Annotated in this window: 12 protein-coding genes; all 12 read right to left on the reverse strand. The window is 44.6% G+C overall.

The window, feature by feature from the left end; all coding sequences use genetic code 11:
- Window positions 1-10: 10 nt before the first annotated feature.
- The 12 genes from EWE74_RS11460 to EWE74_RS11515 all read right to left on the reverse strand — a co-directional run bounded on the left by EWE74_RS11460 (window position 11) and on the right by EWE74_RS11515 (window position 20,049).
- On the reverse strand, window positions 11-1,171 hold the full coding sequence (locus EWE74_RS11460; protein ID WP_130141684.1) for a FecR family protein: 1,161 nt from the start codon (window positions 1,169-1,171) through the stop codon (window positions 11-13).
- Window positions 1,172-1,363: 192 nt separating this feature from the next.
- Window positions 1,364-1,900 (reverse strand): RNA polymerase sigma-70 factor, encoded by a 537-nt coding sequence (locus tag EWE74_RS11465; RefSeq protein ID WP_130141685.1) that lies wholly within the window; start codon window positions 1,898-1,900, stop codon window positions 1,364-1,366.
- Between the two features lie 197 nt (window positions 1,901-2,097).
- Window positions 2,098-2,748 carry a hypothetical protein gene (locus tag EWE74_RS11470; protein ID WP_130141686.1) on the reverse strand — a complete coding sequence of 217 codons (651 nt, stop codon included), beginning with the start codon at window positions 2,746-2,748 and terminating at the stop codon, window positions 2,098-2,100.
- 21 nt (window positions 2,749-2,769) lie between these two features.
- Window positions 2,770-4,314 (reverse strand): right-handed parallel beta-helix repeat-containing protein, encoded by a 1,545-nt coding sequence (locus EWE74_RS11475; RefSeq protein WP_130141687.1) that lies wholly within the window; start codon window positions 4,312-4,314, stop codon window positions 2,770-2,772.
- A gap of 15 nt (window positions 4,315-4,329) precedes the next feature.
- On the reverse strand, window positions 4,330-6,102 hold the full coding sequence (locus tag EWE74_RS11480) for a RagB/SusD family nutrient uptake outer membrane protein (protein ID WP_130141688.1): 1,773 nt from the start codon (window positions 6,100-6,102) through the stop codon (window positions 4,330-4,332).
- A gap of 22 nt (window positions 6,103-6,124) precedes the next feature.
- On the reverse strand, window positions 6,125-9,325 hold the full coding sequence (locus EWE74_RS11485; protein WP_130141689.1) for a SusC/RagA family TonB-linked outer membrane protein: 3,201 nt from the start codon (window positions 9,323-9,325) through the stop codon (window positions 6,125-6,127).
- Between the two features lie 9 nt (window positions 9,326-9,334).
- Window positions 9,335-10,786 carry a fasciclin domain-containing protein gene (locus tag EWE74_RS11490; RefSeq protein WP_130141690.1) on the reverse strand — a complete coding sequence of 484 codons (1,452 nt, stop codon included), beginning with the start codon at window positions 10,784-10,786 and terminating at the stop codon, window positions 9,335-9,337.
- 82 nt (window positions 10,787-10,868) lie between these two features.
- Window positions 10,869-11,324 (reverse strand): hypothetical protein, encoded by a 456-nt coding sequence (locus EWE74_RS11495; protein WP_130141691.1) that lies wholly within the window; start codon window positions 11,322-11,324, stop codon window positions 10,869-10,871.
- A gap of 41 nt (window positions 11,325-11,365) precedes the next feature.
- Entirely contained in the window at window positions 11,366-13,009 is a 1,644-nt protein-coding gene (locus EWE74_RS11500) for a fasciclin domain-containing protein (protein ID WP_165384696.1), read from the reverse strand.
- A 19-nt stretch (window positions 13,010-13,028) separates the two neighbouring features.
- Window positions 13,029-14,522, reverse strand: a complete 1,494-nt coding sequence (locus tag EWE74_RS11505) for a RagB/SusD family nutrient uptake outer membrane protein (RefSeq protein ID WP_206365207.1) — start codon at window positions 14,520-14,522, stop codon at window positions 13,029-13,031.
- Window positions 14,523-14,538: 16 nt separating this feature from the next.
- Window positions 14,539-17,811, reverse strand: a complete 3,273-nt coding sequence (locus EWE74_RS11510) for a SusC/RagA family TonB-linked outer membrane protein (protein WP_130141693.1) — start codon at window positions 17,809-17,811, stop codon at window positions 14,539-14,541.
- 9 nt (window positions 17,812-17,820) lie between these two features.
- Window positions 17,821-20,049, reverse strand: coding sequence for a fasciclin domain-containing protein (locus EWE74_RS11515; RefSeq protein WP_130141694.1), 2,229 nt, complete (start codon window positions 20,047-20,049; stop codon window positions 17,821-17,823).
- Window positions 20,050-20,126: the final 77 nt, after the last annotated feature.

Below are 20,126 nucleotides of genomic sequence, written 5' to 3' on the forward strand. Positions count from 1 at the left end.
TTGTAAATTTCTATTTCTTCATTCGTTCTTGTTTAGTGATTAATAATTTATTAGAGTTTAGTGTAAATTTTAAATCGCTGACAAATGCCAACATGGTTAATACTTCAGATAGATTGACGTCCCGCCCGATTTCACCGGAATAAGTATTATGCAACGGTACATCCTGTGCTAAAGAAATATCTATATTATACCAGCGTTTCAGTTGGTTGGCAATATGGACAATATGATCATTCCTGAAATAGAATACGTTATTTTTCCAGGCAAGATCCCTTTGTAAGTTCGTTGTTCTCACCTTTAAATCTCCATCGCTCCACTCCGCACTTTGTCCGGGTACGATGACCACCGATTGTGCCTCATTAATTACCTTCACACTACCTTCCGCCAATGAAGTTCTGACATTTTTCCCATAAGCGGATACATTAAAATGTGTTCCCAACACACGAATATCCACTTCTTCCGTTTCCACAAAGAATGGTCTTTCCGTATCTTTTGCCACTTCAAAATAGGCCTCGCCTTTTAGATATACACGTCGTTCAGTATCTCCGAAATGCTCCGGAAACCGGAGTTCACTCGCGGCATTGACCCACACGGCTGTTCCATCTGATAAGGTTATCTTAAAGAAATTGGCTGCAGGAACGACTAACGTATGGAAAATGAGTTCACGTGTAACAGACTCATTAGAAAAGTCTAATTCATTCTCTATAATAGATGAACTCGAAGCGATATTAAGCGTATCATCTACTTTCACCTCTTTACCATTTGCGAGGATGATTTTGGCTCCTAAAAGAGCTGGACGCACATCATCTGCCGCTATACTGAGCGCTGGAGCAGCGGCCTTTTTTTCATCGTTGATACCCGTCCTAAGAAACCATACAGATAAACTTAAAGAGCAAATGAGTGCAATAGTTGCCGCCACACGCCACAAAAAATGATTACGGTATTTTTTTTCTTGTTTCCTTTCAATACGTTGCCATGCAGATTCCTCATCCAGGTTGTCGAGCCAATCGAGTTTCATGGACACGTCTTTTGTCATTAGTTCATCAAACAACTCTTTGTTATTGGGATGGGCCTGTATCCATGCATCCAATACGTGCTGTTCGTAGCTATCGAGCGGTTCATTTCTGAAACGCTTGGTAATTATATGTGCGATATTGAATGGGTTGGTATCCATAATTTAAGTTAAGAAACCTAAATCAGGATTTGGGGTGACAAGAAATCTGCTTTTCTTTTTTTTCCATAAAAAAATAAACAAAATCTCGCCACTTTAAAATTTTGAATGAGGGGATATTGCATACATAGTATTCCTACATATTTCAAAATTTTATATGTGGCATTTCATGTTAAGGAGGGAATTGTGCAATTCTCACAATGTACTAAGTGCCAGCAAAAACATCCAGAAGTAATTGAAATTCAGTTTTTCGCGCAAGACACTAAGCCCTCGGCGCTTTTGTGTTTTTATGGTATTAATACTGATCTCTAATTCTTGGGCGATTTCTTCATTAGAGTAGCCATCCACATAACTCATGACCATAATCTTTCTGCACCCTTCGGGAAGTTTTTCCAAAGCGTCATAAATTGCTGTCATAAACTCTGCCCGAATAATCTGATGTTCGTAATCGATGTCGTCCGATTCTGTAAACACCGTACGTTCCCAGAATTTTCGCACGACTTTGTTATGACGGCTCAGATTGAATACAGCATGTTTGATCGAACTATACAGAAAAGATTTTATCGCATTTTCATCATCTGGCAGTTCCGTTTTGTTGTTTAAGTAAGAAACGAACGCGTCCTGCGCCAAATCTTCCGCAGTTTTCTCATCCTGCACCATTTGCCAGGCAAAATAGCATAATGCACGGTAATGCTTTTTGAAAATGAGCCTATCTTGATCTGTAGCTTTCATGGACAAGTCGCTTACAATTTAAAAAAGTCAGTAAGTTAGTTGCAATTCAAAGCTAAATATACAAAATTTTATTATGTACGCTAATTTTTGTGCGATTTCAGTAAAAAGTCGACTAAAAGCAAACATAGGTCTTTCCTCTTCACTTCTTATAACAGAAATGATAAAGAAAAACCTTTCACTATTTTGCCGAATCCTATCTATGGCAGCACAAACACCAATTCTCCTTTCTGTTTTTCTTTGTAGAACACTATTGTACACAGGTTTTTACTCCGGTCAATGGTCAATATTTCCAATTTTGTCAACGATATCTCTTGTTTATTCTCTTCGCCAATAATACGAAGTGTTGCTCTTGGTTTTACGCCAACAGCAAATTCACCATTCCATGACAGCACAAATTGCTTCTTTTCGGTGACATTTGTCATCGCAACCTTATTTCCCATAATCGTTGTACTCCATTGGTTAGCTTGCTCCAAAGCAATAAGACCATCCCAATAAAACCGGGGATCGTCTGCGCTAAGTACGGCCGGAATCACTTTGACATCCACCGCTGCTTTTCTCCCTGTTCCATCCATGATGAAAAGTCGTTCCTCACCATAGTTTTCCGTTGCTGTAAATGTAATTGTATTCCCGACGATCTCTACCTCAACCAACGACGTCTCCGAAACGGTATAGTCTCCGTTACCACTTATAACTTCTACCGTTGACGTGTAACTTTCCAGTATTTCGATACTGTTTTTGTCCAGCTCCAACGCCTGCAACGGTACCGCCTTTTCTTTTTCGCAAGCTGCCACTACACTTCCGCATAACAACAAAAGCATAATGAAGCGTATATCTATCCTATATTTCATAATCATCTTATTCTAACTTCCTTATTTCGTTATTTTCAACCGGATCACATCGCCACTTGCGGTAACCGCACGAAGATCAACCTCTCCTTCGTATACCGTCAAATTCACTCGACCTGTATTAAAAGGAACCCGTGTACCATTGACAAAAAAGCTGTTAAAACGTCCTGCACCATTCCCAACGATCCGCGCCACATTATGTTCAATGACAATGGTCGGTTCTTCAATCCATTCATAAGACGTGACACTACCCAGAGGTGTATAGAAATATCCCATCCCCGCTGCATAAAATGCACTGCTCGTCTTCAATTTCAAAAAATCGATATCCGGCAAGCTACCATCAGCTTGACGTGGCCACAAAAGTTGGGTTTCATCCAGACTCATAAAATCATCCGCCGTTACTTCCATATTCACCGGCAGAAAGGAGTTATTGCTTATTTGAGAAAGCTCCTGATTTACATTCACCATATGTTGGCCTGCCGTACGCGGGCTATAGGATAGGTTATGCCGAATAATATGTCCATACCCATCCACATCTACAGCTTCCTCTCTGGATTTGCGCGTCAACATATTAAAGTTAGAAGGATTCCGATACCCCGTATTGTTTTCCCATAGGATTCCACCTAGATGGTGATTCGCATATAATCCTTGATTACGGTTTTGAAAGGCAATATTATTCCGGACAACATGCATCGGTATGGCCGATGGTGCATCCGCATTCTCTCCCATACCATAGCCTCCTGCTTTTATACCCGTTCCATCTCCCGCAGTTTCAAAGGTTCCCGGTTTATAGCCATTATAAAACGCCCAACAGTTTTCAATCGTATAAGCGGCATAAGCACTGATTAAATCGAAGCCATCGTCACTGTTCCACCAGGCTCTACAGCCGCGGAACACATTGCCCGTGCTGGTCGTGTTTGTCGGGTGCCCCCCAAAACCATCCACATTCCCTCCGCGACCACCGTCAGAAACATAGTCCCAGTTATTATAAGCGTCACAGTTCAAGACCAAGTTATTTGAACCTCGCACCAAATAAAAGCCGATCGCCATCCCATCGTGCATGGCGAGGTTTTCATAGATATTATTGTTTCCCCCATCGTTTCGGAAGCATTCAGACTGCGTATGTCCTACGATGGTCACTTGTGTGCCGATCACTTCAAAGTTTTTGAAATGCAGATTGGAGCCGCTGACGTAAAAGACAACCACCCGACGATCTGCCGGCTTCACGTCCGACATATCGAATATCGGACGCTCACCTTCGTAACCGTAATAATGTATCCGTTGGTTTTCACTCGCCCCACTTTTACTCATATCAAACACATGTGCCCATACGCTTCCACTGGTGGGTGTCATAATCTGCTCCGGCTTGATCCGATACGTTCCACCGCGGAAATATACCGTATCACCGGATTGCACCAGCGACTGCGCTTTGTTCAGCGTTGCAAAAGGTTCTCCCTTTGTTCCGGCATTATTATCATCTCCGTCCACGGCAATGTAATAGGTATGTGCGGACACCGAAAAACCTATCGTGCATAGCATTATTAAAATAAAAAGAATATTTTTTTTCATCGTTTTTGGTTTAAATTATTCCCCTACATCCCATTTAAACGGCAAATACCAGTTTTCACGACTCATCAATTTGCTGCGAACCGCATCTGCTTGTGGGTGTCCTTCCTTGCTCAATTTCTCATAAATCTTATTTGCCAGAAAAGATGGATCGTTCCGGCGCATCGCTATGCGTAGCAAATCCTCCCAACGGCTGCCTTCAAAGGCCATTTCCAAAGCAGCTTCCTCAATCAGGTAATTCTCAATCTGTGTTAGGCTGTCTGTCGGATTGACTTCCTTGATGGTTACGTAAGCCCTTCCACGAATACCCGCATGCCGGTGCCAGGTAGCACGGAAATGCGGGTTATTCCCGTTCCGCGCGTCGAAGTCGTACGGAAAGGGCAAAAAGGTTTGCATGACATCAGTTTTGTCTGTTAGGTTTGGATCATCGTAAGCACTGCCTATGGTACCGTTTAAGAATGCTGCCGCAAGCTTATGGTGTCCATCCCGATTGGCAGCCTCAGCAAAGCGCAAATGCAGTTTTGCTGCACGATACAGATGCCATTTGCCATCACGCTGAAATTTATCGATAGGTAACATCGTTTCGATATCTGAAAACTCGTCCGTATATTTTGTCACAACCCCTTCCTGTCCCATCATGGACACCGATAAATCCCGTCGTGCGTCGTAAGGCACGCCGTTCCGTTGGGTTTGGCTATTCCATAAATCGAGTGACTCCAAGCTCGGTTTCAATAGGTGGTCGCCTCCATTCGCCGCAAACAAGCTGATGAATGGATTCTGCGGACTAAAATTACTACTAAAGGGTAAGGACCATACCCATTCCGTATTCCACAGCTCATCCTGCGTACGCGAAAACATAGACCGCCAGCCCTGTGTCTTGCTGTTAATCAGTGTACGTACATCCTGTTCCCGATAGCGCAAATACCCCACTGCAATATCATTGTTGGTTGCCACTTCTGCCCATTTAATCTTATACCGATCGTAACGGAAGTTGTCGTTCCCTAAATTATCATAGCTGGTCATCACCAGCTTATAATATTCTGCCGCGCTCTGGTAATCGTTGTTCCACAAATGCAGATCGCCTAATAGGGCCTGCTTATTGATATAGAAGCGCTCCATATTATATCCGTCCACCGCATACATCAGGGATTCTGTACTTGCATAAAGCAGCTTATAGGGAATGGATTCCATATCGGCGATAAGCTTCGTCAGCAACTGCTCAAATTCCAATAGTGGATATTTGTCCTTATCCAGTACCGCATCCGTATCTTCCAACGGATCGGTGATATAGGGTACGCGTCCGAAGTGTATGCCCAATTGCAGATATACCCAGCTCCGCACGGCCATAATATCCGAATAGCGTTGATTATACTCTTCCGGCGTAAACTTATTTTCCGCGCGCATCACCTGAAAATTCGCCAGGACATCGTTACAATTGAGAATGACCTCGTAAAACTTACGTGGATTCACGTATGGATTATCCGCGCTGATGGCGCCAACATCGTTTGTATTGATTTCCTTTAAATAGGGGTTTGCCCGGTTGGTCACCGTAAGCAAATCTGCACGCAACTCATTCCAAAGAATGTGTTGTTCGGCCAGCGACAATAGCTTACCATACACGCCGATAACGGCAGCATCTGCATCGTATATATTTCGATACATCTGTTCTTTGACTAAGACCTCATCCGGTTCCACGTCCAAGAACTTGCTGCAAGAAGGCAAGGCGAGACATGCCAGCGCAGCATATAGACCATATAGGGTGATACGTTTCATTTTTATGATTCTTATCATGTTCATTCTTTTAACTATTATCCTAAAATCCAGCTTTGATACCCACTTGTATTGTCCTGAATTGCGGTGTCATACCAATATCGATACCTTGGCTATAGATCGAGCTGTTGGCACTAAATTCCGGATCATATCCTAGGTATTTCGAAACCGTAAACAAGTTGTTGACCGTCAGAAAAGCATCAAATGATTTCAGAATATCGCGATTAACCGGCACATGGTAACCAAAATTGATCGTGCGCAAGCGCAGGTACGAACCATCTTCTATCCAGCGATCGGAGAATTCCGCATTATTTAACGGATCGCCCCAGTTCGCCCGCGGTATATTGGTCTGCTGTCCTTCCTCTTTCCAGCGGTAGTTCACTGCGATGCTTTGGTTGTGATAGGAAGATACATTTTCCAAGCGATGGCGTGTCGCGTTGTACACATCATTGCCGAGCGAATAAGTAAACAGCGCATGCATTGAAAAACGTTTGTAGCGCAGCGTCGTGTGCAATGAACCGAACCAATCGGGATTAGGGTTACCGATCACCACCCGGTCTTTCTCATCGATGATATTATCGCCATTTTGATCGACGAAATGCACATCTCCCGCTTCAAACGGCAGCAAACTACCGTCTGTTAAACGTCTGCTCAAACCGGTATTCGCTGCATCACGTGCGGTTGCAAATACGCCGTAAGTCTGCAAACCGTAAAACTGGTTTGCTGCACCGCCTTCTTCCGTAATCATACGCGCACCGTAATACGTCGTTTCAAATGCGCCACCGGGTAGGGTCAACACTTTATTCCGATAGGCCGCCAGTTGTAGCCCCATATCCCACTTCAGATTCGGCTTGTTGATCAAACGTCCTGTGATATTCAAATCGAGTCCATTATTCCGCATTGCCGCACCATTTGTAAAGGCTAAATCCATACCCGTCTGCGCCGATAGCGCCTGATAGGTAATCATATCCTTAAAACGGTGATTATAAATATCCAACGATACATTGACACGTTCTTTCGCCAATGACAGATCAAGCCCCAGATTAGTTTTGAAGGCACGCTCCCATTGTAGCGCAGGGTTTCCGATATTCCCGCGGATAAGTCCCTGTACCCCCAGAAAATTCTGGGAAATATAATAGGTACGCGCGGCATAATCTCCAATATCGTCATTTCCCGACACCCCATAAGAAGCCCGTAGTTTCAGGAGATTAATAACATCGGTACGAAAAAAATCCTCAGCCGAAACCATCCAAGCCGCATGGAGCGCTGTATTCAATGCAAAAGCATCTTTACCCAGTTTCAAAGCACCATGACGCGCCTCGTTACCAAAGCGTGAGGAACCATCTAAGGCCGCATCCCAACGCACCATATAGCGTTCTTTATATGCATATTCATGCGACATATAGGTATTCATCCAGTTCGCATTACCAAATCCACCACGGATCTGGCGCAACAAATTGCTTCCGCCCGTTACATTCACGTAATTATCGTTTGCCGTATTAAACGCCAAACCATAATCATACTCCGCATTGCGCTGCTGTACCCGGAAACCAACGCGGTTGCTTAACCGATGGTCTGTCCCGAAGGTATTGTTAGCACTAAAGTAGGTCTCATTAAATAATCCAAACAACTTCCGGTTCTGGACACCCGCTTCATTCCGTATCTCCGCCGTCGGTTGATCTTCGGAAAACACGCCCAGCTCCGGTAAGAAAAAATTCTCCCGGCCTTTATCGTATACCAATCCGGCGATCGTACGCAAGGCATAACGCTCATTAAATTGATAGTTGAAATGCAAATTCCCCACAAAACGGTAACTCTGGTTCTGTCCTATCGTGTTCTCACTAACCAACACCGCCGGATTACTCTGATTAAAGACATCCACATCGGCAAATACCGGCGACATGTTGCCCTGTTCATCAAAACCATAAGGTGCCAGAAACGGTGATTTCACGAGTGCCTGATATAGCGGACTGGAATACGAATCCACTCCTTGGTTTCGAATATGATGTCGATTGTAGGAAAAAGAGAGGTTGCTCTGCATTGTAAATTTTTCTGATAAGGTAAGATCCCCATTCAGGCGCATGTTATAGCGGGTTAGGTCGTCATACTGCAAGACTCCCCGATCATTCGTATAACCGGCCGACAACGCATACTGCGCAATATTATCTCCCCCCGCTACTTTCAGATAATAGTTTTGGTTGATACTATGATCCATGACCTCCGATTGCCAGTCGGTTTCATTCATATAGCTATAGCGCTCGGTATTTTCGGCATCCAGTTTATAATATGGTAACCGCGCAATAGAATCAGCTCCCAACCCCTGTGTACTCAACAATTCCGACAAGTAGTTTCGATATCCCCTGCTGTCCATCACCGGTAGGTTTTTCGGCTTGTTGTTGAAACCAGTCGTCGCCAGAAAATCAATCCGTGTCGCCAGCTCTTTCGCACGGGCAGTAGTAATAAAGATGACCCCATTACTCCCTTTGGCACCATATAGTGCCGATCCATCTTTTAATACCGTGATGTTATCAATGTCTTTCACATCGATATTGGCCAGACCGGATTCACGGTAATTGGCGAGTAGCTCGGCACTATAATCCTCATCATCGTAGAGCACACCATCTACCACCAAAAGCGGTTTGGATGTACCATAAAACGAATTGATCCCGCGAAGGCTTAGATTTGCACCGGTGTTGGTTGTCCCCGAATTACGCACCACATTCAAACCGGCAATTTTCCCTTGCAGGAACTGCGCCGTATTATCATTGGAAGTCGTTTTCCAACGGTATTTCCCTAAATCCACCGTCTGCACCGCCGCAACCTGCGACAGCACACTTTGTTTTTCATTAAACAAGACTGCTTCCTGGCGAATAGGGTTGTAGTCTTCTTCGTATAACCAGATCTCCAGATTGGATTCTCCGGTCTTCGCAAATACGATTTTCTCTTGATAACCCGGTGCATTGATGGTTATTTTAGCCGTCGGCGAAGGCAGTTTGAGGGAGAACGTTCCATCATCTTCTGTAATGGCTGCCGAGAAACCAACCACCTGCACGTTGGCTCCTATTACCGGTGCCCCGCTATCTGCCACCCGGACGGTTCCCGAAATCGTCAATTCCTGAACAGCCCCCGCTGCTATCTCCAGTTTTACGGATGGCGTGACCGATCGTGCCTGCAACGACCCGACCGACATGCAGGTGGCTAATGCCGCACCTCCGATAAATAGTTTATATTTCAATTGCATCATCTAATTGGTTTAGTTGGTTTTTTGTTTCGGTACAAAGCGCAGATAGTCCAGTACCAGTGTATTGTTGCCTGCTGTCGTAGTTGCAGCTGATTGCAATACCGGAACAATCCGGTTGTAGTCTGCCAGATTAAACTCTCCGAGGTAAACCTCATCGTAGCTATTCCGTTCTACATTGGTATATGGAAACACATAAATTCGCTCTCTGACTTCTACATCAGGATCCTCTTCGCTCGGACGCGTATCAAATTCAAAAATACCGACCTGCTGCTGGAATACATTGGTCTGTACATCGTTCAGCGCTCGCCAATATACATCGTAGGTTGTACTGTACATCCGAGGGGTCCGATATACGATCTGCAGACTAGAAACACCGTGATTTTGCACCATAATATCCTTAAAAAACTCGCCGTAAGGGTCTTTCCGTATCCGGTGGAAGGTACTCGCGGTAACAGATTCGGAAAAGCCCCAAGGCTCTTCTCCTTGCACATAGGTATCTATTAGCTTATTGACAACGGGCAGCGTTGATCTATCTAACACATGCACCCAACCGTTGCTTAACCGCACAGACTGGCTGATAGCCGATTTATCTACCGGAAACGACACATTCGATGCACTCAGTAGCATAGCTGGTAAATTGTCTTTGCTATATGCCTGTTTAAAAAGCATATCTTTTACTATTTCGTATTGACCAATGGCATAGGAGGAATCGGCATGGTTACGGTAGTTTACATAGGGTAAAAACTGCGCTACCTCTGCTGTAAAATCTTCATCCTTCAATATAAAATAGGTAAAATGCTGGTTTTCATTCCGCACATCACCCACTTCCCGCAGGAATTCGTTGTTTAAGTAGTAGTCTTCGGGATCTTCAACTACGGCCGTATCATAAAGGTTGTATTCATTGAGACTGAGAATAAACGCATTCTGCAGCTCATCGCTATGTGCATTCATATATTCCCATAGGCTTTGTCTCGGCGTCAATACGTCTGTAATGATGTGATACATTCCATCAGCTCCCGCCTGGTTCGACTTGCTAAAGGCTGCCCCATCGATTTCGCTGTTTACGAAATCCAAGGTCTTCCCACTAAGCATCGTTAGGCGAACAGTATCCGCGGAGGCATTCAAACGATGGGTGGATACGGCAATATGATTTTTCACAAAATTTACCCGAGTTTCCGGATCATCGGGCAACCCGGCCAATGCAGCCTGCATCCGGCTATTTTCCGGAACAAAAACCGTATACGCATTATTCCCATCCAATATTTCGTCTACGCCCGAAGTGCGTAGCAACTTCATAAACTCGCTGGCCTCAGATTCTTGGTCCAAACGTTCCAACAGCGGTTCGTTCGTCAGTCCCTCGTTATCCCGCGCATGTTCATCCCAGGGGTCTGAGCAACCAACTTGCAGTAATAGGATACAGATCAATCCTATCAAAGGTGTTAATATATGGTGTTTTTTCATCATTTTTTCATTTATCTCTCAACTCGATCATAAAATGCATTTTGCTCCGATCTAAAACAGTATCAATTACGAGATTATGGAATGTCTAATTCGGATAATATGTCGGAAAAACATAAAAACTAAAATTTGGGTCATATCGAAATAATGCGCCTACATGTGCATAAAACGGCTTCGGCTCCGTATAATTCAAATAGACACTACCTGAAAATTTTTTTGAACCCGTATAAGGATACGGTGTATATAATACGTCCCACCAAGCTGATTCAGTGTGAGGTTCGTCAAGCTCCGCATGTATCGAAAACTCATCGACTTCTTCCCAAAAAGCAAGGTTTACTGTAACTTCATACGTCAATGTATGACCATCAGAGAGTAATTCATATTTTCCAGAAAATTTACCATCTCCAGAGTCAAAAGTCAATTTATTATCGTCATAATAGGTTACATAATTAGAGCCTACATTTTCCCACCATTCAATACGTTGTCCAAAGCTAATGTTACATAATAGTATTATGGATGCTATTATTAAAGTTATTCTTTTCATAATATAAATATTTTAAAATTTGTCACTGTATCTTATTCTTTTTACGGGTAAACAGCATTGCCTTGCGTATCAAACTGCGGATAAAGTTGTTCTTGGTCTATCGGGATAAACTGAATAAAATCTAACCAAAACTGAGCGTTTACATTAGTATTTGTTTCAAAACGTAAAGTATGTCTATCGGTAACATCAATATCCACAATACCCACCATTTTACAATTGTAATTATTGACGCCCGAAAGGTTGCCGGCAACATGCTTTTTATAACCTAATGCTTCTAACTCTCGATCAGGCAATGTACGTATCCGATATTCTCCAAGATTGAGCGAGCGCGATAATTTTACACCATTAAGATAGGTATCAACAGTATTGCCTCCATTTTGACGCCACCCAACCCAAACTTTATATCTGCCCCGCACAATAACTGGGGTCTTAAACTCGACCCATGGAATAACCGCAGTTCTTAACGTAATCTGTAATCTATCACCGTTCACAGCCCCTTGCATATTTGAGGCAGTCGAAAGCAGATAAGCTATCGTGGCGTTATCTGCACCACCCCATGTCACGTCACGAAGAAAACCTTTCGACATAACCAAATCACTTCTCCCGTAAGCGCCCGCTACCCGAATTTCAGGTTGATCCGCTGGATCCCAATCCACGCGAAAAGGTGAACGTTGCTTGATATAGATATCGTCTTTAATATAATGCAACACACCATTAACGGTCGTATTGTCGCTGGCTTCCCGGTCTACTTCCGCACCTTCCTCCAATTCGCCAAGCCATTCTTCTTCGTTCAATAGGATCTTCTCCCGATCCACTTTGACCAAGAGTACCTCCCTCGGAACCTGTGTGGTATGCGAACTGGAAAATGCTAAATCGGATACGTATTTCAAATCCGGCAACACATGGTACGCAATATGCATATACAAGCTATCCTCCGGATTTGTTGGATTTCCGGTGTGGTTGTATTTGTCAACTAAATCTTGTATCGTGTTGAAACCCCGTTGGGCAAAAGCCGTATTGCTCACGGCGAGTACCGAGAAAAACTGTTCCGCTACCCGTTGATTGAGCAAGGCATCCAAACCGGTCAGGTGCAAGGCTTCAGCAAAAAGACTGAGGTTCGGGTCGGCTTCAATTTCCTCCATCACCGTGTTCGTGACTTTCGTAAACACCTTATCGACGCCGTGTACCACACCATTGCCCGTGCGGACATTCGGCATAATAATTTTCGATTCCTTGTTGAGGACGAAATAGGACTCCCCATCTATATTTTGCACCGCCGTGGTGATAAACATCCCGAACACAGAGTTGCGTTGAATCTTGCCATCCCGAAACTGTCCTGTAGATACAGTGTCCTGTATAATATGGAGGTTAACCAGATCTTTCACATCGCTTTTCGAGAGATCACCCACGCTACCCTTTCCCTCGCTTTGCAAAAAAGCTTGCATCGCGTTGTTGTTCGGTGCGAATACTGTATACGTTCCCCAAGCATCCAGATAAGAAGCTGCCCCAGCCTGTACAATCGCTTCGGCAAAGAGGCTGTAATCCTCCTGCGCCGCGAGGAAACTGTTGATATTCGGGCTGGTATCCGTTGTTTCCGTGAAATTTTCCTTTGTACAGGAAAATAGCAACATAAAAAGCCCCGTCCATACGCATAGACTGATGCTCGATTTTAATATTTTCTTCATCTTCATCGTTCTCCTATCGTTAATTTCCATAAAAAGGGTTCTGTTCCAATACCCCGCCACTACGTTGCATTTCGATATAATAAATCGGCAGGTAATGGCTATTGACATCCCTGTATTTCGCCAGCATGGACTGTTGTCGATCGGGAGGCGCAAAACCAACGATCATACTGGTGATCAAATCGATCCGCTCGTAGTTATTCCGACCGGCATTCCGCAATACATCAAACCAGCGTTTTCCTTCGTACGCAAATTCCCGGGCACGCTCCTCCACGATAAAGGTCGTGATCCCCTGCTGATCATCGGCTCCCGGATTCAAATCTGTTCCTTGCATTGCATTTCCACGCTCGCGGATCATATAAATCAAGTCTAAAGCCTCCTGTCCGCGGTTCAGGCCATTCAGCGCCTCTGCTTTCATCAGCAGCACATCCGCATAACGATACACCATCCAATGCGTATAGGATTCTTCCAACGATTTAGTCTGCGTCCGGTTTAGGCCATGATACTTGTAAATCATATTGGTCGCGGTAGACAGTGCACCCCGGTCGCCCCGCACATCAAAGTTTTCAGGATCAGCCGCATCAAATTGGAATAAAACTTCATACACATTTTGTCCTGCCGTATAAATGGCGTTCTGCCGAAACAACGCATAAAACGGATTTAGTTGCTGCCGGTCATATTGCAATTCAAAAATTCCTTCTATGGAATTGCCCTGACCGAAGAGTTCGCTCAACCACGTCGATGCATCGCCGGATACCAATTCAAATATCTCGGCATCAATAATCTTATCACAAACATCCGTTGCTTTTTGAAATTCGTCTTGCCACAGGTAGGTATCCGCCAGCAGTGCATTTACGGTATAACGGGTAATTTTTCCTTTATCTGCCGCCGTGTTTCCGAACGTTTCGCGCACCATTGGTTCAGCCCGGACTAAATCGGCTACGACCGCGTCCAACACGTTACGTTGCGGTGATTTAGCGATAGCCGCCAAATCCTCATCCGAGGCCGTATAGGTTAACTTAATCGGCACATCACCCCAGATACGTGCCAGATTCAGATACATCCAGGCTCGGATCGCTAAGGCTTCGCCTATATAAGCATCGAGATCTGCTTGTGTAAACGTCGGATCAAGCTCTTTAACGCCCGGAGCATTGTCGATCACGTTATTACAATAATTAATAATCCGATAAAAGGTTCCCCAATTGCTAAACGAGTTGGTCGGCAACATATCCGCAAATCGGTATTCGGTATACGGTTGAGGAGCGAATGTGCTCACCTCGACCATGTCGGTACGGATCTCGCCGTGCATAAACAACTCTTGCGTCAAGGGGCTCGTAATTAAAGAGATATAAAGTCCATTGACCGCCGCACGCACCTGCTCTTTTGTTTGCCAGTAGTCTTCCGCCACCACGCCTTCCTGCGGTTTCAGATCCAGCCATTTGCTACAGGAACCCAAGCTTAGGAGCGCGAATGCCAGTGCCGGAATTGCTAGTTTTTTTGATAATATATTCATCATAACATCTTCTTCTAGGTTAAAAACTTGTCGATAAACCGAATGTAAAGCGCATCGTCGGTGGCGTACGCGAGTTATCACGTGCCAATCCAAAAATGCCCTTCTCCATATTGACTTCCGGATCCTGCCCCAAATAGCGCGTCCAGGTATAGAAATTTTCGCCCGTTACATATAGGCGCAGATTACTCATGCCTATACGATCAATCAAGCTTCCGCGGTTAAAGGTATAACTGACCGTCGCCGAGCGGAACCGGAGGAATGAAGCGTCTTCGACATAGCGGTCAGATCCCAACCAATTATACCCCATACCCATCAATGCCCGTGGTATATCCGTGACATCGCCTTCTTTCCGCCAACGGCGCAATACAGCTGTGGATTGGTTATCGTAATTTGTCATCTTTGTCGTGTGCATCAATGCATCGTTGATGGCTTCGTATCCTAAACGGAAGTTAAAAAACAGGTTAATCCGTAAGCTGTTCTTAATGGTAATCGACGGACCGAATCCTCCTGTAAATTTGGGATTGGAATTACCGAGGTATACAATATCCCGTTCATCAATACTTCCGTCATGGTTAATATCCGCATATTTCGCATCGCCTGGTTGGAATACATAATCGGTATAGGGGTAGTTAAACCGCATATACACGGGTTCGCCATCCGGTCCATATATCGATTGGCCATTCACATCCTTTGCGATGGTTTCGTCCAACGTGGAATACACGCCTTCATATCGGTAGCCGTAAAAAGAACCAATAGGATTATTAATCCGTAGATACCGCTTGTAATCACCGTTATTCGTACCTGTACCCGCTTCGTTCACAAAAAACTCCGGCACTTCGCGCACCACGTTCAGGTTTCGTGCAATATTGAATGCAAAGTCCACCATCAAATCTTTGGTACGATACGGTGTCGCGTTCAAGTTCAATTCCCAACCCTGATTGTCCATCACACCGTAGTTCAGCCAAATACTTTCAAATCCCGAGGTGTTGGGTACGCCAAGGTTGTCGAACAACATATCGGTGGTACGGTTCCGGTAGAATTCCATATCCAGGCGAAAACGTCGCTTCCACATTTCCAGATTCAATCCTACATTGGCCCCTTTCACACGTTCGAATTTGAGGTTCCGATACGCCATATTTGCGGGAACCGTACCCGCTTCGCCTAGATATGTTTGGTCGTAACTGATGATATTGCTGTAAAAGAGGTAATCATTACGGGGTGCTTTTCCGGAATGTCCGTAACTTGCGCGGAAACTCAGCTCATCGATAAAAGGTAAGTTCTCCATAAAGCGTTCGCCGGAAACACGCCATCGTGTAGAAATCGACGGAAAATAACCATAACGGTAGTTGGCTCCGAATTTAGAGTTTCCATCCCCACGCACACCCACGTTGACGATATAGCGGTCTAAGAATTTGTATTGCGTACTGAAGACGGCTCCAATGGATCGAGATTGACCTTCTCCCCCTCGCAAAGATAATTCGTTATTTTGCGTCCGGCCCGGATTGGACGGATCGGTCAGCAAGATTGAAGCTGTATTCGAAATCATCGATTCATAGCTCAACCCACGGAAATCGTCCGTTTGCCAGGAGAACAACATCTGTAGGTCATGCTTCATTTTATCGCCCAGATTTGGCGTATAAATTAAGTTTGATTTGGTCTGTATCCGAAAATCGTCGCGATCAGATTCTCCTGCACGATTCACCACCGTTTCCGTATAAGGCCTACCCGTAGCTAGCTGCGGTAAAAAATTATTTACGCGTGTATTATTCATATCGAACATCACGCTAAAATCAGAAAACAAGATTCCCTTAATCAGCTCATAACGCAGATTAAAAGTCGGCGTAATCCGTTCACCCATGTGTTTATTATAGGCATAGTCTGCCATAGCCGCCGGATTATACGTACCTGGATACGCGCCTTGAATATTCCGGTCGGGCGAAAAGTAAACCGGCATGAGGTTGCCATAGGGATCATACTCATACAAACTCATGTTCGGCATTTTAACATAGGCAGCACCCCGGATATTATCTTGATCATCCTTGGAATTGACATAGTTCCGGTCGGTTACCGTATGGGTATAAGCAATATCCGTACGGAATTTAATACGTTCGGAGATATCATAATCGAGATTCAAGCGGGCAGATATACGATTTAAGCCAGAACCAACCGTTACCCCACGCTGGCCTAAATAAGCGACCGAAGAATAATAGCGTGCTTTCTCTCCACCACCTTGTATAGAGAAGGTATGATCATTGGACAAGCCCGTCTGATTAATGGCTTTAATCCAGTCGGTGTTCTGGCTATAATTATTATAATAATAGACATCCCCCGGATCGTATTGAAACTCTTTACTCGCCAACGTGTTCAACGGTAGCCCCGTCCGGTTCATGTACATTTCAGGGATGAGTGATGAGTATTGGTCACCACTCAGTAACGGAATAGCACTGGGTACCGTTGACATCGCACCTCGGAAAGAATAACCAATTCGCGGCTTTGACATGGTTCCACGCTTTGTGGTGATGAGCAGGACACCATTGGATCCTCGGGATCCCCACATAGCCGTTGCCGCGGCATCCTTTAATACCGATATCGTTTCTATATCCGCCGGAGCGACATTCAGTAACTGCGCATAGGCATCTTCATCTGCTGCCCCAAAGTTAAAATCACCGGGCACCTCCGTTTCGTAGGGCATTCCGTCGACCACGATCAACGGTTCCGCACTACCACTCAGCGATGAGGTTCCGCGTATACGAATCGACATTCCCGACCCGGGATCGCCGGAATTGGCGGCGATATCAACACCCGGCAAACGTCCCTGCAAAGCTTCATCGATGGAACTGGATTGCATTTCCTGCAACACGCTCGCATTAATGGTAGCCGTTGCTGTCGTTAAATCACGAGCAGAAATATTTAATAAGCCTGTGTTGGGCTGTGTTCCACCTACGCCAGTGATAACCACTTCTTCGATTTGACTATCACTCGTGCTCAACTCCATGTTGATCTGATTTCTACTGTTGATACGCACCACCTGCGCATTATAGCTGATAAACGAGAAATTCAATCGATTCAATGCGGTGGTAACCGCTAAGGCATAGTTACCTTCTATATCTGTTGTTGTCGCAGCCACCGTACGGTTGTCGGCACTCAATTCAGACACCGTAACACCCGCCAACGGTTGTTTGGATGTTGCATCAACCACTTTTCCACGCACAATATGTTGCGCGAAAGCCGTATGCCCTACACAGCACATCCAAAACAATAAAAGTGTAAAACTATAGGTTAATTGTCTCATAATCTGGATTTAATTGTTGTAGTTTAAATATCCATTCAGTTCGTGCAACACAATACGGTCGCTCAGGTATAGATCAGGCGTATAAACTGTGGGTATCGTTCGCCCTTTTCTATCCACAAAACGCAAATTCCCGACCGCATTGGACACATTGACTGTCAACGCTTCATCGTTTTCATCTTTCATCAAGGTGATGGCCGATAAGATGTCCTGATTACCGTTGGCAGCGATGTTAACATTCGTTAGGATATGATATTTAATAAAACTTTCGATCTGGAATTTGCCCACGATATCGCCCGTCAATGGATCGGCAGGCAAGACCCCATCGTCGATTGCTTGCTGTATCGCTTCATTATTGGGCATCAACAAAGTATACGAACTTCCGCCCGCCACTCCGGTGATCACCCGGTCGTTGGCAATATACAGCGGTGACCTTAATACATACTCCCAAAAACGGCTAACATTTGGATTCTCTGTTGCTATACGTGCCATCGCTTCCCCTGCCGTTTCACTAGAGAACTCTAAAAGATTGTTCACATAATAGACACGCCCGTTGTTGCCGAATTTCGCTGTCCCGACAATCTGTACCGGTTCCTGCAAGCGTTCGTTACCGGCAGCATAAATATTACCGTTATTCCATTTGATGAATTCTCCCGGCAATGCGCGATCACCTGTTTGGACAAAGCCTCGCGTGTTGCCAACATTCGCTAACTCATCATTTGGCGTTTCCACAATATGGCTATATAACAAACGCGCGAGCCGTGTCTGTGTTTGACCATGTCCTATTGTGTTCCCGTTACGATCTATCCACGACCATTCATTTAACCGTTCATTATAGGAATAACCCAAGCTATTAAGTAAGCTATTGGAAAACAAAAACAACGTGAAATTCGTACCCGGATTAATCACTAAACGTTTGTGTTCACGTTCCAACAGCATGAGCATCAACGAATAATCCGGATCTAAAATTACGTGCTTATATACCGTATTGAACAAATCGGATTCCTGTATTTTGTTTGTACCATAAAAGAAACCATTACTCAATATCTGTTTGTCTGTTACATCCGTTTTCGTAAAGCGGGCAGGTTCTTCATGTAGGTTGGTTTTTGTCTCGAACTGGCTGGGCCATACCGCACTCTGCCATAACATCGTATTGACCAGGTCTGCCATGACGCTTTTGGGCACCCGATTTAACGTTTTGTAATGCTCCAAAAATACAGTTCGTATCCAAGGTTCTATGACATCATTGGTTGGAATAAACATGCTGTAACCATCCTGCTGTCCATCGTTATCTGCTTCTTTGAGAAAATTCTCATTGTTTGGTGAAAAAGCTAGTAACGGATCGTATACCTTGATATATACCTCTTCTACCTGCCCAGTACGGTATTCATAGGTCTTGCTCGCCGCTGCACTGTACTCGTATGTCACGAAAAACTGGTTTAAGATCGAATCCCGGAAAAAGCTATACGCATCATGCTCCTTTAGGTATTGATCCAAACTCGGACGCGGTAATGTCACGACGTCCACCTCATGTATCACCCCATTCTCGGCGATGATATCGGCTTTTGCCACAGCTCCCCCCATAAAGAAGAAGTTTGATGCCGCTAAAGAGGGGTAAAAGAATTGGTAATCATCCACAGAAAGACTGTTAAACTGCCGGTACTTCTCGTGGAAATAGGTAACATATTTATTATTGTTATCACCATCCACATAATACGGTGTTCCAAAGTTAACCGTCATGTTGTTCCGGTTTGAAGCACCTACAACGATCTCCCTTTCTACACCATTCATTTTCACTTTCTCTTTGCGAAAGCCATCGTAATAGGCCGTACGCCTCCGGAATCCCAGGCCTTCCTCCCAGCCTAAACTAGATTGGTAATCCGAAATACGATTGGTTTGGAAAGCATTATACACCAAGGCATAGCGCACGACTTGCTCCGCAATAGCATCCGGCACCTGATCGACATTCGCATAATTATGCTCCTGCAGAAATTTGTTGACCGCATCATCATTAGGTGCAAACAATGTCCAATACCCCGCTTGGTTGAGGGTTTCCATATAACCCGCCTTTTCGATTAACCGGCGGAACTGGGAAAATCTCCCTTCCTCTTCCAGACGGGTATATATGGGTGACTCTAGATCATCTGGGCGGCTGTAATAGTCATCGAAAGCTTCTTTCCGACAGCTCAGGCAGAATGCTGTTAACAGTCCCAATAACAAGGTTAATTTGTAAAAACGCATACCATAGTTTTATAGGTTTATCAAAATTTAAGTATTACTATTTTTCTTTCGTTAGTCAAGTTTTTTCCAGTTTGATA

Source organism: Sphingobacterium corticibacterium, from assembly GCF_004208525.1.
Classification (GTDB): domain Bacteria; phylum Bacteroidota; class Bacteroidia; order Sphingobacteriales; family Sphingobacteriaceae; genus Sphingobacterium; species Sphingobacterium corticibacterium.